Annotated in this window: 16 protein-coding genes; 3 read left to right on the top strand and 13 right to left on the bottom strand. The window is 65.0% G+C overall.

Going from position 1 to position 13,227, the window contains the following annotated elements; all coding sequences use genetic code 11:
• Positions 1–35: 35 nt before the first annotated feature.
• Positions 36–1,100: a saccharopine dehydrogenase NADP-binding domain-containing protein gene (locus AB1Z25_RS20185; protein ID WP_486636046.1), complete on the bottom strand. Its 1,065-nt coding sequence runs from the start codon at positions 1,098–1,100 to the stop codon at positions 36–38.
• A gap of 106 nt (positions 1,101–1,206) precedes the next feature.
• On the opposite strand from AB1Z25_RS20185, the gene AB1Z25_RS20190 reads away from it, so the two are divergent.
• On the top strand, positions 1,207–1,788 hold the full coding sequence (locus AB1Z25_RS20190; protein ID WP_486636047.1) for a TetR/AcrR family transcriptional regulator: 582 nt from the start codon (positions 1,207–1,209) through the stop codon (positions 1,786–1,788).
• Here the strand turns inward: AB1Z25_RS20190 and AB1Z25_RS20195 are convergent.
• Genes AB1Z25_RS20195 through AB1Z25_RS20205 form a run of 3 tightly spaced genes read right to left on the bottom strand, consistent with a single transcriptional unit; the run spans position 1,785 to position 4,203 of the window.
• Positions 1,785–2,489 carry a substrate-binding periplasmic protein gene (locus AB1Z25_RS20195; protein WP_235085985.1) on the bottom strand — a complete coding sequence of 235 codons (705 nt, stop codon included), beginning with the start codon at positions 2,487–2,489 and terminating at the stop codon, positions 1,785–1,787. The genes AB1Z25_RS20190 and AB1Z25_RS20195 overlap by 4 nt on opposite strands.
• 55 nt (positions 2,490–2,544) lie before the next feature.
• The gene (ltaE, locus tag AB1Z25_RS20200; RefSeq protein ID WP_107800859.1) at positions 2,545–3,573 is read right to left on the bottom strand and encodes a low-specificity L-threonine aldolase; all 1,029 of its coding nucleotides are present in this window, start codon (positions 3,571–3,573) and stop codon (positions 2,545–2,547) included.
• Positions 3,574–3,588: 15 nt separating this feature from the next.
• Positions 3,589–4,203, bottom strand: coding sequence for a TetR/AcrR family transcriptional regulator (locus tag AB1Z25_RS20205; protein WP_486636048.1), 615 nt, complete (start codon positions 4,201–4,203; stop codon positions 3,589–3,591).
• Positions 4,204–4,353: 150 nt separating this feature from the next.
• Here AB1Z25_RS20205 and AB1Z25_RS20210 point away from each other — a divergent pair, with 150 nt between their 5' ends.
• The gene (locus tag AB1Z25_RS20210; RefSeq protein WP_253315170.1) at positions 4,354–4,698 is read left to right on the top strand and encodes a darcynin family protein; all 345 of its coding nucleotides are present in this window, start codon (positions 4,354–4,356) and stop codon (positions 4,696–4,698) included.
• 133 nt (positions 4,699–4,831) lie between these two features.
• Here the strand turns inward: AB1Z25_RS20210 and AB1Z25_RS20215 are convergent, their stop codons facing one another.
• A complete protein-coding gene (locus AB1Z25_RS20215; protein ID WP_048413080.1) occupies positions 4,832–5,056 on the bottom strand; it encodes a hypothetical protein in 225 nt (74 codons plus the stop codon).
• Between the two features lie 230 nt (positions 5,057–5,286).
• Here AB1Z25_RS20215 and tcdA point away from each other — a divergent pair, with 230 nt between their 5' ends.
• Entirely contained in the window at positions 5,287–6,087 is an 801-nt protein-coding gene (gene tcdA, locus AB1Z25_RS20220; RefSeq protein WP_253315171.1) for a tRNA cyclic N6-threonylcarbamoyladenosine(37) synthase TcdA, read from the top strand.
• A gap of 25 nt (positions 6,088–6,112) precedes the next feature.
• On the opposite strand, the gene AB1Z25_RS20225 is transcribed toward tcdA, so the two are convergent.
• From AB1Z25_RS20225 to oppB, 8 genes are all read right to left on the bottom strand, one after another.
• Positions 6,113–6,766: an ATPase gene (locus tag AB1Z25_RS20225; RefSeq protein ID WP_486636049.1), complete on the bottom strand. Its 654-nt coding sequence runs from the start codon at positions 6,764–6,766 to the stop codon at positions 6,113–6,115.
• A complete protein-coding gene (locus tag AB1Z25_RS20230) occupies positions 6,763–7,089 on the bottom strand; it encodes a type II toxin-antitoxin system prevent-host-death family antitoxin (RefSeq protein ID WP_199225935.1) in 327 nt (108 codons plus the stop codon). The genes AB1Z25_RS20225 and AB1Z25_RS20230 overlap by 4 nt, the downstream gene beginning before the upstream one ends.
• A gap of 320 nt (positions 7,090–7,409) precedes the next feature.
• On the bottom strand, positions 7,410–8,153 hold the full coding sequence (locus AB1Z25_RS20235) for a M48 family metallopeptidase (RefSeq protein ID WP_107800865.1): 744 nt from the start codon (positions 8,151–8,153) through the stop codon (positions 7,410–7,412).
• Positions 8,154–8,329: 176 nt separating this feature from the next.
• Positions 8,330–9,175 (bottom strand): CDP-diacylglycerol diphosphatase, encoded by an 846-nt coding sequence (locus AB1Z25_RS20240; RefSeq protein ID WP_486636050.1) that lies wholly within the window; start codon positions 9,173–9,175, stop codon positions 8,330–8,332.
• 103 nt (positions 9,176–9,278) lie between these two features.
• Positions 9,279–10,271: a murein tripeptide/oligopeptide ABC transporter ATP binding protein OppF gene (gene oppF / locus AB1Z25_RS20245; protein WP_107800867.1), complete on the bottom strand. Its 993-nt coding sequence runs from the start codon at positions 10,269–10,271 to the stop codon at positions 9,279–9,281.
• The gene (locus AB1Z25_RS20250) at positions 10,264–11,265 is read right to left on the bottom strand and encodes an ABC transporter ATP-binding protein (RefSeq protein ID WP_107800868.1); all 1,002 of its coding nucleotides are present in this window, start codon (positions 11,263–11,265) and stop codon (positions 10,264–10,266) included. Before AB1Z25_RS20250 ends, oppF begins: the two co-directional genes overlap by 8 nt.
• A gap of 18 nt (positions 11,266–11,283) precedes the next feature.
• On the bottom strand, positions 11,284–12,198 hold the full coding sequence (locus AB1Z25_RS20255) for an ABC transporter permease subunit (RefSeq protein ID WP_081575942.1): 915 nt from the start codon (positions 12,196–12,198) through the stop codon (positions 11,284–11,286).
• Positions 12,199–12,223: 25 nt separating this feature from the next.
• The gene (oppB, locus tag AB1Z25_RS20260) at positions 12,224–13,144 is read right to left on the bottom strand and encodes an oligopeptide ABC transporter permease OppB (protein ID WP_227105445.1); all 921 of its coding nucleotides are present in this window, start codon (positions 13,142–13,144) and stop codon (positions 12,224–12,226) included.
• Positions 13,145–13,227: the final 83 nt, after the last annotated feature.

Genomic DNA, 13,227 nt, shown 5'->3' on the forward strand with positions numbered 1-13,227 from the left:
AACGCCAAATGCGCCATGCCCGCTGCGCCCGAAGTTCAGACCGCGCTGATCTCCACCCCCTCCCCCCGCAGCTGGCGGCAGGCGTGCTCGGGGTCCAGCAGCGCTTCCCCCAGATAGACGCCGGCGGGCGGCGCGTCCGCCCCCAATAAATGCTCGATCTGCAAAACGGCGCCCAAGGCCGTCAGATGCGCTTGTCCCAAAGGGTCCGCCAGTTGCACGGTTTTTCCGCACGGCCTGCCGGCGGCGTCCTTGCCCTCGACGGCAATGCGGATGCGGTGAGCCGCGCCCGGCCCGGGGTTGTAGAGCAGCGCCTGCCGCGCGCTGTTGAACATCGGCCGCGACAGCAGCCGCCATACGCCGCTGCGCACCAGCACATGCAGCAAGGCAGTGGCTTTGCCGTCGTCGAAGCCGATGCGCGCATCCACCTGCGCGGCGCCGACGATGGCGGGCAGATTCGCTTGATCCGGGGTATCGAAACGGTAAACCCTGTGACGGCCGGCGGCGCCGAAGTCCGCGACGCGGCCATCGAGAAAACCGCCGCGCTTGACCCACTTCCCCCCTTCCATGGTGTGGAACGGTTCGGATAGGCGGTCCATGTATGCGGTCGAATTCGGCCCCGCCTGATCCGCCATCGCGAACAGGATGTCGATGCCGACGCGCTCGACCTCGGCGACGGCCCTCGCCGCGTCGCGCGCCGCCAGGCTGGCCGCGCCGGCCATCCAGGCCGATGACAAGACCACCGGCGCGCGGGGAGGCCCGTAGGCGGCCGTCGTCAGCAAGGCCTGCTTCAGCCGCTCCGTCCAGCGGGTGACGTCAAGGTAGGCGTGACCTTGGGCCAGGGCCAGGCGCAACAGCCGGTCATGCGCATCGTTGACCAAGCCCACGATGAGCGCGCCCTTGTGAGCCTCCGGCAGCGCCGGCGCGTCCACGTCCATCGCCATCGCCTCGGCGCCATATCGCTGCGCCACCGCCTGGGCCGCGTCGAGACGCCGGCCGGCGATGACGAGTTTGAGATCCGGCCTGCGCCGCGCCAGCAAGGACGCCACTTGCGCGCCCACCACGCCGCTGCCGCCGACAAGAACAACGCTGGAAGAAGTCATGCCCACCTCAGTTTTGGTCAATTGACCAATATTAAAACATGAACTTGGTCGTTTGAACAATTAAACTGGCGCTTCAGCCATGCCGGACGATCACGAAGGAGGAAAGATGTCGGCCAAAGGAGAGGAAAGACGGGAAGCGATTCTGCGCGCGGCGATGCGGGTGCTGACCCGCGACGGCGGGCAGGGCTTCCGCATGCGCGCCATCGCGGCGGAAGCCGGGGTGGGCATCAGCCATGTCCAGTACTACTTCAAGAATATCGACGCGATGATGGAAGGCGTCATGGTTCGTTACCTGGAAGACTGGGATGAACTGATGCTGGACGCGCCCGCCAGCCTGGCCGGCGCGCTGGACTTTGTGCTGGCGACCCAGCTTCAACACGGCGGCTGCGCCTTGCTCTGGGAGCTGTGGGCGCTGTCCAGCCGCAACGAGGCCGCCGATGCGGCGCTCAAGACCTTCTACGCCGGCTATACCGACCGGGTTTGCGCGCTGCTGCGCCGCGAGGCTCAGACGGACGCGCCCGACAGTGTCGTCAGGGAACGCGCGGCGCTCATCGTCGCCTTGATCGAAGGCCTCTCCATTCTGCGCGGCAACGGCCGCGAGCAAACGCTGGCGCCGCAAGGCCAGCGCCATGCCGTAGACGCCGCGCTGGCCTTGGCGGCCTTGCCGCTGCCGCCTGCCAAGGCCTAATCCGCGCTCCGCGCGGCGGCCTTGAAACGGGCGATCACCGCCGGCGCGGTGCCGCGGTTGAAGGCGGCGTACAGCGCGCTGTCCAGCTGCGCCAGCTTCATGCCGCGTCGCACCAGCGACGCGTCCAGCCCCAGGGACTTGAGCTTGCTGCGCATGCCTATCTCGGTGGCGGGCAGCAGATCGCAGCGGCCGGAAACCAGCTTTTTGACGTTGATGCTGGAGTCCGAGGTCGGGTCCAGTCTTGGAAAACCTTCCTCCTTCAGGTACTCCTGCCGGTAATCCCCCAGCACCACGCACACCGAATAGCGCTTGGCCGCCGCCAGCGTCGGCGCCTGGATGTCGCGTCGCGACGCCAGCTGATAAAAATACACGTCGGAATCCAGCAGCTTGACGGCGAAGTTCAGATGTTTGAGCCGCTCCCGGGTCTTGGCGATGGGAAAGATCGCCGCGCCCGGCCGGGTCTTGGCCTCCTCGTAGGCGCGCGCCCACGGCACCGTTTCAATCCGCGACGGCGGCAGGCCGAGCTTGCCCAGGATCGCCAGGACCGGCGCCACCGCCAGCCCGCCGCTGATCCGGCCGTCCGGCCCCAGCTCCACATAGGGCGGATCGCCGCTGCTGAACAAGCGCACTTCGTCCAGAGCCCCCGCCGGGGCCCCGCCGCAGGCCAGCGCGGCGCAGCAGGCGCCCAGCCATTGTTTCATTCCGCCCCCCCTTTTCCACGCCGCAGCTGCTTATTTATAGCCGCCGGGCCTCGGTTCAGTCGGACAGCACCCGTTGCAGCGTCTCCACCAGCCGGTCCAGGTCCTCGCGTCTCACCTGCCAATGGGTGACGATGCGCATCAGGCCGCCTTCAGGCGGATTGGCCTTGACCCCGGCCTGGCGCAGCGCGGCCATCAGTTCGGCCACGTCGATGTCGGCGGTGAAACGGAACCACACCATATTGATGTGCACGTCCTCCAGCCTCACCTCGACGCAGGGCAGCGCCGCCAGCCGCTCGGCCAGGTAGCGGGCGTTGGCGTGGTCGTCCTTGAGCCGGTCCACCATCTCGTTCAGCGCCACGATGCCGGGCGCGGCGATCACCCCGGCCTGGCGCATGCCGCCGCCCAGCAGCTTGCGGTTGCGGCGCGCGCGGGCGATGAAATCGGCGCTGCCGGCCAGAATGGAGCCCACCGGCGCGGCCAGGCCCTTGGACAGACAGAACATCACCGTGTCGGCGTATTGGGCGATCTCGCGCGCCTCGCAGCCCAGATGGGCGGCGGCGTTGAAGATGCGCGCGCCGTCCAGATGCACCGGCACCTGGTGGCGGCGCGCCACTTCGGCGCTGGCCGCCATCGCCGCCAAGGGAATCACGCGGCCGTTGCAGTGCGCGTTTTCCAGACAGATCAAGCCGGTGCGCGGCCAGTGGATGTCCTCGCCGACGCGGATGCGCTGCTCTATCGCCTCCGGCGCCATCACCCCGTCCACGCCGGCGACGGCGCGCAACTGCACGCCGCCTATCACCGCCGCGCCGCCGGTTTCGTGCCAGACGATGTGGCAGCTCTCTTCCAGAATCACCTCGTCGCCGCGCTGGCAGTGGGTGAAGATGGCCAGTTGGTTGCCGAAATTGCCGGTGGGCACGAACAGCGCCGCCTCCTTGCCCAGCTTCTCCGCGGCCAGCTGTTCCAGCGCTTGCACCGTGGGATCGTCGCCGTAGACGTCGTCGCCCACCTCGGCGTTGAACATCGCCTCGCGCATCGCCGGCGTCGGCTGGGTCACGGTATCGCTGCGCACATCAATCCATTGCATGGTCAACTCCTTCTCTTAAGGGGAAATCTCGGGGTCTTGCCGCGGCAAGGTCAGATAGGCGGCCAAGGCCGCCGCGACGCAGCGCGTCAGTTCCGCCTCGTCCGGCGCGTCTTCCAGCGCCAGGCCGTGAATCAGGCTGTCCGCCATCCGCAGCAGGCGCGGCGCGCGCTCGGCGGGCAGGCCGCAAGCGGCCAGCCACTCGGCCACGCAGTCCAGCAGCGCCGCGTCCAAGGGATTGTCCGCCGGCGGCGGGTCGAACTGCGGCCACTCCCGTTCCAATACCCGATGCAGCCCGGGCGCGGCCAGATGCAGACGCAGGCAGGCGGACACCAGGCTCTCCAGCTGCGCCGGCCACGGCAGGCCGGCGCTCAGCCGCAAGGCCTCCCGCACCGTGGCCAGGGTTTCCTCACCGTGGCGGCGGTGCAAGGCCGCCACCAGCGCCTGCTTGTTGGGGAAGTACTGGTACAAGGAGCCGATGCCGACGCCGGCCAGCTCCGCCGCCTTGTTGGTGCTCAGTCCGGCGTAGCCGTCGCGCTCCAGAATGCGAGCCGCCGCCTCCAGAATGGCGGCCACCACGTGGCGGGAGCGGGCTTGGCTGGGCTGTTTGCGGGCTTGCGGAATCATGGGCATGCGGCGGTCCGTAAGGGAGGAAGGCTTGCGCCGCGGTCATGGGGCCGACAGCAAAAAGACGGCGGCAAACGCTTAGCAAAACACGAGTTTTATCCGCTGACAAGGGCGGATACATTGAAAGCGTCGCCCATCCTCAATGAAAGCGGAACCATGAGCCAAAGCTACGCCTTCTTCGCGCTGCTGCGCGTCCACCCCAACTGGCTGCGCCTGAGCCGGCCGGAACGCCGCCGGTTCGAAGCGGAAACCCTGAAGCCGATCTACGCGCGCTATCCGGCGGTGCGCATGCGCTGGTTCGACGCCGAGGCCTTCACCGCCCGTTGCAGCGATATCGCGCTGTTCGAAACCGAATCGATCAAGGATTTCTATTATCTGATCGACGCGCTGCGCGACAGCCCGCTCCTCACCGAGCCCTATTTCGAATTCGTCGATATCCTGCCGGCGGTGGAAGACGGTTTCCGCGACTACGACGCGCAGTTGTCCGCAGGTGGATCATAGGCCGCTTAGCCTGCCGGCCAATACAAACGGCGACCTTGCGGTCGCCGTGTCGCTGCTGCGGGAGGCCGGGTTATGCCCGGCGAGTCCGGCCCGAAACGGCCGGCGGGGATACTCTCAGATTGTCAGCAGTGGCTTAATGGATTCGATAAGATTGCTTGATCTCGCTTACGCGGCGCTCGGCCTGTTGAACGGTCAGCGGGCTCATGGCCACATGGGCGCCGCAATGGCAGCGCAACACGCTGTCGGGATGCAGGGACTTGAGATGATGGCGGATTTCATGGCCGCATTCCTCGCAGGCGACCACGACGGTGGCGTTGTAATGCTTGTCCAGATCAATATCGAATCTTTGCTGCTTCATGGGAATCTCCCTTGCTGTGACAAAGGCCGGCCAGCCAGAGGAAGAGCAGGAAGCCCTTCATGACAGACCTGAAGAGAAGGATAGCTCCGCCGGCGAAAGGTTCCCAGCAATCAGCCACTTAACTGTAGTTTTTTTGACCGCGGGCAAGCCTCGCGCCCACGGCCGCCGCACTGGTCAGCAAGCGGGGCTTGCAGTATCCTTCGCCGATTTGATTGTTGACGATTGCAGCCATGGACACCCACAACGCAGATCTGGAACGCCGCTTCGGCGGCATCGCCCGTCTCTACGGGCCGGAGGCGCTGGCCCGCTTTCAGGCCTCCCACGTTTGCGTGGTCGGCGTCGGCGGCGTCGGCTCCTGGGCGGTGGAAGCGCTGGCGCGCAGCGCCGTCGGCAAGCTGACCCTGATAGACCTGGACAATGTGGCCGAGTCCAACACCAACCGCCAGTTGCCGGCGCTGGACCCCAATTACGGCATGGCCAAGGTCAGCGCGCTGGCCGAACGCGTGCGCGCGATCAATCCGGCCTGCGAGGTGATCGAGATCGAAGACTTCGTCACCGAAGACAATCTGGAACAGCTGCTGGGCCGGGACTACGACTTCATCATCGACTGCATAGACAGCCTGCGCATCAAGACCGCGATGGCGGCCTGGTGCGCGCGCCGCCGCCAGCCCTTCATCGTGTCCGGCGGCGCCGGCGGCCAGACCGATCCCACGCTGATCCGGGTGGCGGACCTGGGCGAGGTCACTTACGACCCGCTGCTGTCCAAGCTGCGCTACAACCTGCGCCGTCACCACCAGTTCAGCCGTGAAGCCGGCAAGAAGCTGCACGTTCCCTGCGTGTTCTCCACCGAACAACTGATCTATCCGGATACGGAGCAGCAGGCTTGCGACGCCGCGGAGCCGCGCGGCCCGCAGGGTCTGTCCTGCGCCGGCTTCGGCGCGGCGATGACGGTGACCGCCAGCTTCGGCCTGGTGGCGGTGGCGCAGGCCTTGAAGCACTTGGCCAAGCCGCCCAAGATCAAGCGCGGCTAACGCGGCGTAAACCCGGGCAGAGAGCTCAAGACAACGACAATTCGATGGCCGCTTGCACGATGGGCCTGGCCCAGACGGGAGTGGCGGCCAAGGCGGCAAGATCGTCCACCCCTGGCGACACCATCCGGCCATTGACGGTTTCCAACACCAGCACCGGGTCCGGAATCTCCTGCCCCGGCGCCGCTTCAGCGCTATTGTCGAATACTTGCAGCCGGGCCAGTCTCGGCAATAAGCGGATCAGATTAAGACGCGAGCTGACCCAGCGCTCGTGAATCTTGTGCTCCGGGATGTCGTGGCCCCCATGGGCGACACGCAAGCCTACCCGCGCAATGTGTCGTTCCGGCGAGTCCAGGCCGCAAAACAACATCATGACATTGTGACTGCCCGCCGCTGCGGCGAGCATGTCCGCCATCGTCCGGCCTCCCAGCGTGGTTTCGAACGCAAAGTTGCGGCCCTCTCGGATGGCGGCCTCCAGCCGGGAGCGGCCGTATTCCCACGCCTGCCCATTGGCCTTGTCCAGGTCCAAACCCAGTTGTCCGACCAGTTCGCGCGCATAGCTGTCCGGGTTGTACCAGGACAAGCCGTGCTTGGCCAGCAGGCTGCCGCCCACCGAACTCTTGCCTGCGCCGTTCACGCCGGCAAGCACTAGGATAAAGGGACGCGCGGCGGCGGCGATCAAAACGCGTCGCCGGCCTTGGGCCGCGAGCCTAACTTGCCCTGGGCCTTGAACAGACTATCGACGTTTTGTGCCGTGCCCGCTTGTTGCAATTGGGCCAGCCGAGCATCGAAGCGCTGATTCAGCGCGTCCAACGCCGCTTGCTCGCGCTGCTTCAGCGCCTGAATGGCATCCTCCAGCCGCCGGTAGGTGGCGGCGTCCAGCAACACCATCTCCACGGTCGAATGGTTGGTGACAGCCACGCTGCCCTGTTGATGAACCAGGCGCACGACCTCCCCCCATTTGTTTTTGACCTGAGAGGCGTTTTGACGCGGCAAGGCGTCCAAGCTGGGCAATTCCGTAATCATCGCAGCCCCACCGGGAAAATAATGACGATAAGGCAATAATAGCCCCAATCTGAAAAAATGTCTTTTTTAGCCATTTTTACCGGCCATATGCGGCTAACACGCTCAAAGAAGCCGTTCGCGATCTGGCGAGCCAAGGCGAAACCAGGTGCTGCGACTGAGCAAGCGCAGGATGCACACGCAACAAGTCGCACTCACCGTGCGACGGCTCGCGACGCGCGGCGCGTTTTGAACAGCGGCTGACGCGGCCATGAAAAAAGCACCGCCTAGGCGGTGCTTTTTCATGTGCGGGCGGATGCCGCTTACATGCTCTGGATCTGTTTTTCCAGTTTCACCGCGCGGTCGCCCGGCGCCGGGTGGCTGGACAGCAGGCTGCTGTCGTTGCCGTACAGATCGGCCAGCTTGCGCAGCGCGGCCGGACCGCCTTGAACGTTGTAGTTGTGACGCTTGAGGAAACCCACCGAGTAGCCGTCGGCGTCGCTTTCCTGAGACTGGGAGAACTGCGCGTTCACCACGGCTTCGGCGAAGCCACCGAGCTCGGATTCGGACAAGCTGCTGGCGACGCTGTTGCCGCTGCCGGCCGCGCCCTTGCGCGCCGCGGAAGTGGCGTAGGCCAGTTGCATGGCTTTCTTGGTGTGGCCCAGTTTCACATGGCCGATTTCATGACCGATGACGAAGCGCACTTCATCGTCGTTCATCTTGTCCATCAGGCCGCTGTACACGCGTACGGTGCCGTCGGCCATTGCGAAGGCGTTGACTTCCTTGGTCAGATAAACCTTGAAGTTCAGCTTGGTGCCGTCTTCGCTGTCCAGGCCCTTAACCATCTTGGCCAGGCGCTTGGAATAGGCGTTGGAGGCCGGAGCCACCTTGTTTTTCTTGTCCATCACAACGCTGGATTCGGCGGCCATGGCTTTGACGTCGGCGTCGCTGAGGGTGGCGGACTTCACCAGGTCGGAGCCGGCGCTGATCATGGAGCCCAGATCGAAAGCGTGCACCGGGGCGGAAAGGCAAGCAGCAGCCAGAACGGTCAGAGCGAATTTTTTCATTGTGTCAGTCTCATTTAATTTACAAATTCAATTTACAAATAAAGCAGACGGATGCTATCCGCTTTGCCTCCTCTTGAAAAGCGATTGGCATAACTCCCACCCATTGCCGATTCACGCCCCCTCAGACCTTACCGCCGGCAAGCCCTTGCCAACGCAAAGGTTTTTCCGGAACCGCTCTAGACCGGCGGCGAAGCGGGCTGCGAATGGTTGTCGCGGCGACGCAACGCATCCGAACCATTAGCGGACGCGCCCCGCAGCGCCGGACACGCATGATCTTGCAATTCCTCGACCGAGGCGCGGTTGGCGCCGATCAGACTCGCGCGGCTGCTCAGCAGAATGAAACCGTCGCGGCCGTCGGCCAGCCGCGTCGCCACCAGCGCCAGGCCGTAGCGGCCCATGTCCAGGCCGGCCTCCGGCTGTCCGGCCGCCAGCGCCTTGAACGGGTCCACCTCCGGGCCGCCGTCGGCCTTGGCCGCCACCGCGCGCGCCCAGTAGGCGTGGCCTTGCAGCTCCACCGGCAACTCGCGCCACTCCTCGCTCAGGCTGTCCTTCAGGTCCTCCAGCTGCTGGCGCACGGTGGCGTCGGTGCAGGAGATGTGGATGTGCAACTGATTCTGGGTGCGTCCGTACTGGGAATTGATGGTCAACGACAGCAGTTCGCGCGGAATCGGCCGGCCGTAACGCTGCTCCAGAAAGCCGCGCGCGCGCCAGGCCGCCCCCCAGTAATCCGGCGCGCGCTCGCTCAGCAGTTCCGGGCTTTCGATGCCGCTGACGCGGACGGTGGGAATCAGCAGGTATTGCAGCCAGCCGTTGCGGTCTTTCAGCACCGCGTAGCCGCCGGCCTCGCCGCTGCCCGGCTCCACCGCGGCGCAGGGCGCCGGCTGGCCGCTCGCCTGCTGATTGGGCAGGCATTGCCGGCTGACGATATTCCACAAGGCGTCGGAATCGGCCCACAACAGCGCCGAGTACCCCAAGGCCAGCGCGGCCAACAGGCCGGTGGCGATTTTGAGCGTGGTTTTCATGTTTGGATTTTTGCTTGATGCCACTCCGCCACTATAGCGAAGGCCGGGCCCGGACATGAAAAAACCGCCCCTAGGGGCGGTTTGGCGCGGGACAGGGTCCGGCTCAGGCCAGCAGGCAGGAAGACTGACTCTGCTCGCTGACGCGGCGCAGCGGCGTGGCCTGCTGAGCGCAGCGCGTCTCCGCCTGCGGGCAACGGGTGCGGAACACGCAGCCGGACGGCGGATTGATCGGGCTGGGCAGGTCGCCTTGCAGGATCTGGATCACCTTGTTCTTTTCCAGCTTCGGGTCCGGGATGGGAATCGCCGACAGCAAGGCGCGGGTGTACGGGTGCGAAGGCGCGTCGTACAAAGCGGACTTTTCCGCCAGCTCCATTTCGCGGCCCAGATACATCACCAGGATGCGGTCGGAGATGTGCTTGACCACGGCCAGATCGTGGGCGATGAAGATCAGCGCCAGCCCCATCTCACGCTGCAACTCCTTGAGCAGGTTGATGATCTGCGCCTGGATGGACACGTCCAGCGCCGACACCGGCTCGTCGCAGATGATGAGCTTGGGCTCCAGGATCAGCGCGCGGGCAATGCCGATGCGCTGGCACTGGCCGCCGGAGAACTCGTGCGGATAGCGGTTGATCATCTGCTCGCGCAGACCCACCTTGGCCATCATCGCCTTGACCCGGCGCATCACTTCCTCCGGACCCAGCTCCGGCTTGTGCACGCGCAGCGGCTCGCCGATGATGTGGGCCACCGTCATCCGCGGATTGAGCGAGGCCAGCGGATCCTGGAAGATCATCTGGATGTCCTTGCGCACCGCCAGCCAGTCCTTGTCGCTGCCCTTGCGCAAATCCTTGCCCATCCAGACGATTTCGCCGTCGGTGGCGGGAATCAGATTCAGGATGGCGCGGCTGAGCGTGGACTTGCCGCAGCCGGATTCGCCCACCACGCCCAGGGTTTCCCCGGCGTAGAGGTCGAAACTGACGCCGTCCACCGCTTTCAGCGTTTTCTTGGGGCTCCACGGCCAACTGTCGTTGCCCTTGACCTGGAAGTGCACTTTGACGTCGCGCACAGAAAGAATGGCCTGTTTGGCTTGTTCAGACATGGGCCACCTCCTGGGCTGCTTGCGCCAGCTCGACGGCCGGCTTGTGACAGGCGCGGATCACCTGCGGATTGTGGCTGCTGGCCTGCAGCAGCGGCAGTTCGTCGGCGCAGCGCTCGGTGCTGTGCTGGCAACGTTCGGAGAACGGGCAGCCCTTGGGCATGTGCGCCATATTGGGCGGATTGCCGGGAATGCTGACCAGCTCGCTGCCGTCGTGGTCCAGCCGCGGCAGCGCGCCCAGCAGGCCGATGGTGTAAGGATGGCTGGGGTGGTAGAAGATGCTGTCGGCGTCGCCGTATTCCATCACCCGGCCGCCGTACATCACCATCACTTTTTCGCACAGGCCAGCCACCACGCCCAAGTCGTGGGTGATCATGATGATGGAGGTGCCGAAGTCCCGCTGCAGGTCTTTCAGCAGGGTCAGGATCTGCGCCTGCACCGTCACGTCCAGCGCGGTGGTGGGTTCGTCGGCGATCAAGACCTCCGGCTCGCACAGCAGCGCCATCGCGATCATCACGCGCTGGCGCATGCCGCCGGAGAATTCATGCGGATACATGTCCACGCGGCGCGCCGCTTCCGGAATGCGCACCGCTTCCAACAGCTCGATCGCGCGCTTCTTGGCCGCGCGCCGGCTCATGCCCTTGTGCAGCTCCAGCACCTCGGTCATCTGCCGCTCCACCGTCAGGTAGGGGTTCAGCGAGGTCATCGGGTCCTGGAAGATCATGGACACGCGGTCGCCGCGGATGGCGTTCAGTTCCGGCGCGCCCATCTTCAGCAGGTCTTTGCCGTGGAACAGCACTTCGCCGCTGGTGGAGCCGTTGCGGGCCAGCAGGCCCATGATGGACAGCACGGTCTGGCTCTTGCCGGAGCCGGACTCGCCGACGATGCCCAGGGTCTGCCCCTTGTCCAGTTCGAAGCTGACGCCGTTGACGGCGTTGACCATGCCGTCGTTGGTCTGGAACTGGACCCCGAGATTGCTGACTTTCAAAATGCTCATAGTGGTTCTACCTCGGGCTCATCGATCTTTCGGGTCCAGCGCGTCGCGCAGGCCGTCGCCGATATAGTTGGCGCAGTACAAGGTCAGCGACAACATGCCGGCGGGGAACAACAGCTGCCAGGGCTGGGTTTCCATGGTCTTGGTGCCGTCGCCGATCAACACCCCCCAGCTGGTCATCGGCTCTTGCACGCCCAGGCCCAGGAAGGACAACACGGATTCGGTCAGAATCACGCCCGGCACCGTTACCGTAGTGTAGATCACCACGATGCCCAGCAGATTGGGCACGATGTGGCGGGCGATGATGGTGGCGGTGGACACGCCGATGGCGCGCGCGGCCTCCACGTACTCCTTGGACTTGATCGACAGCGTCTGGCCGCGCACCACGCGCGCCATGTCCATCCAGCCCAGGATGGTGATGGTCAGCACCACCAGATAGAACTCGCGGCCCAGCAGGGTCACCATCAGGATGGCGATCAGCAGATAGGGCACCGCGTACATCATGTCCACGATGCGCATCATCAGATTGTCTATCTTGCCGCCGAGGAAGCCGGCGCTGGCCCCCCAGAGCACGCCGATGATCACCGCGGCGACAGTGGCCAGCGCGCCCACCATCAGCGAGATGCGGCCACCTATCAGGGTGCGCACCAGCAGGTCGCGGCCCAGGTCGTCGGTGCCGAACCAGTGCATGCCCTGCCAGGTGGGCGCCAGGCTGATGGCGTCCCAGTCGGTGTCGTCATAGGTATGGGGCAGGAACATCGGCCCGAAAATACAGGCCAGCACGATCAGCGACAGGATGATCAGGCTGACCACGGCCGCGCGGTTGCGGAAAAAGCGGATGCGGGCGTCGCGCCACGGGCTGCGTCCCTCTACGGCGGCGTCGTCCAGACGGGTCTCCAGCGCGATCGCCGCTTGCTTCTGTTTGCTTCTCAACATGGGAAATCCTTCGCGGTCACGCGCGTCAATAGCGAATCTTGGGATCGAGGAAGGCGTAAGCCAGATCGACCAGCAGATTGAGCAGCACGGCAATCACCGTCACCAGCACCACCAGGCCCAGCACCAGCGTGTAGTCGCGGTTGGCCGCGCCGTTGACAATGAGCTTGCCCAGGCCGGGCAGGGAGAAGATGGACTCGGTGACCACGGCGGAGGTGATGGAGGAGATGGTCAGCGGCCCCAGCAGCGTCACCACCGGCATCAAGGCCGGCTTCAAGGCGTGGCGGACGATGATGGTGCGCATCGGCAAGCCCTTGGCGCGCGCGGTGCGGATGAAGTTGCTGCCCAGCACCTCGATCAGGCTGCCGCGCATCACCCGGCCGATGGTGGCCACGTTGATGAAGGTCAGCAGCGCCACCGGCAGGATCATGAAGCGCGGATCGAAATCGTTCCAGCCGCCGGACGGCAGCCATTGCAGGGTGACGGCGAAGATCAGCACCAGCACCGGGCCGATGATGAAGGACGGGAAAGCGCTGCCCATATTGCTGATCAGCATCACCAGGTAATCCACCGCGCTGTTCTGACGCAGCGCGGCGACGATGCCCAGCGCCACGCCTATCACCAGCGAAATCAGGATGGCGCTGCCGCCTATCGCCGCCGACACCGGCAGCGCCTTGGCCACCAGATCGTTGACGCTCCAGTCCGAATAACGGAAGGAGGCGCCCAGATCGCCTTGCAGCAGACTCTTCAGGTAATACAGGTATTGCTGCCACAGGGGCAGGTCGAGATGGTATTTGGCCTGCAGATTGGCCAATACCGCCTCGGAAACTTTGCGCTCCCCGTCAAAGGGGCCGCCAGGGGTCATGTGCAGCAGCAGATAACAGACGGTGATGACGGCCAACACGGTGGGGATCGTCAACAGCACGCGTCGTAAGGTGTAGGACCACATTGCAAATTACTCCGACTCGCCGCGCCCGCCGCGCCGGCGCGATGCGCGGGCTGCGGACGGACCAACGGCGATTGACACCGACA

The sequence above is a fragment of the Chromobacterium sp. HL1 genome, from assembly GCF_057418835.1.

What these genes read in the sequence shown, in the direction of transcription:
- AB1Z25_RS20185 (WP_486636046.1), bottom strand. Translation starts at nt 1,100, where the DNA reads ATGACTTCTTCCAGCGTTGTTCTTGTCGGCGGCAGCGGCGTGGTGGGC.
- AB1Z25_RS20190 (WP_486636047.1), top strand. Translation starts at nt 1,207, where the DNA reads ATGTCGGCCAAAGGAGAGGAAAGACGGGAAGCGATTCTGCGCGCGGCG.
- AB1Z25_RS20195 (WP_235085985.1), bottom strand. Translation starts at nt 2,489, where the DNA reads ATGAAACAATGGCTGGGCGCCTGCTGCGCCGCGCTGGCCTGCGGCGGG.
- ltaE (WP_107800859.1), bottom strand. Translation starts at nt 3,573, where the DNA reads ATGCAATGGATTGATGTGCGCAGCGATACCGTGACCCAGCCGACGCCG.
- AB1Z25_RS20205 (WP_486636048.1), bottom strand. Translation starts at nt 4,203, where the DNA reads ATGCCCATGATTCCGCAAGCCCGCAAACAGCCCAGCCAAGCCCGCTCC.
- AB1Z25_RS20210 (WP_253315170.1), top strand. Translation starts at nt 4,354, where the DNA reads ATGAGCCAAAGCTACGCCTTCTTCGCGCTGCTGCGCGTCCACCCCAAC.
- AB1Z25_RS20215 (WP_048413080.1), bottom strand. Translation starts at nt 5,056, where the DNA reads ATGAAGCAGCAAAGATTCGATATTGATCTGGACAAGCATTACAACGCC.
- tcdA (WP_253315171.1), top strand. Translation starts at nt 5,287, where the DNA reads ATGGACACCCACAACGCAGATCTGGAACGCCGCTTCGGCGGCATCGCC.
- AB1Z25_RS20235 (WP_107800865.1), bottom strand. Translation starts at nt 8,153, where the DNA reads ATGAAAAAATTCGCTCTGACCGTTCTGGCTGCTGCTTGCCTTTCCGCC.
- AB1Z25_RS20240 (WP_486636050.1), bottom strand. Translation starts at nt 9,175, where the DNA reads ATGAAAACCACGCTCAAAATCGCCACCGGCCTGTTGGCCGCGCTGGCC.
- oppF (WP_107800867.1), bottom strand. Translation starts at nt 10,271, where the DNA reads ATGTCTGAACAAGCCAAACAGGCCATTCTTTCTGTGCGCGACGTCAAA.
- AB1Z25_RS20250 (WP_107800868.1), bottom strand. Translation starts at nt 11,265, where the DNA reads ATGAGCATTTTGAAAGTCAGCAATCTCGGGGTCCAGTTCCAGACCAAC.
- AB1Z25_RS20255 (WP_081575942.1), bottom strand. Translation starts at nt 12,198, where the DNA reads ATGTTGAGAAGCAAACAGAAGCAAGCGGCGATCGCGCTGGAGACCCGT.
- oppB (WP_227105445.1), bottom strand. Translation starts at nt 13,144, where the DNA reads ATGTGGTCCTACACCTTACGACGCGTGCTGTTGACGATCCCCACCGTG.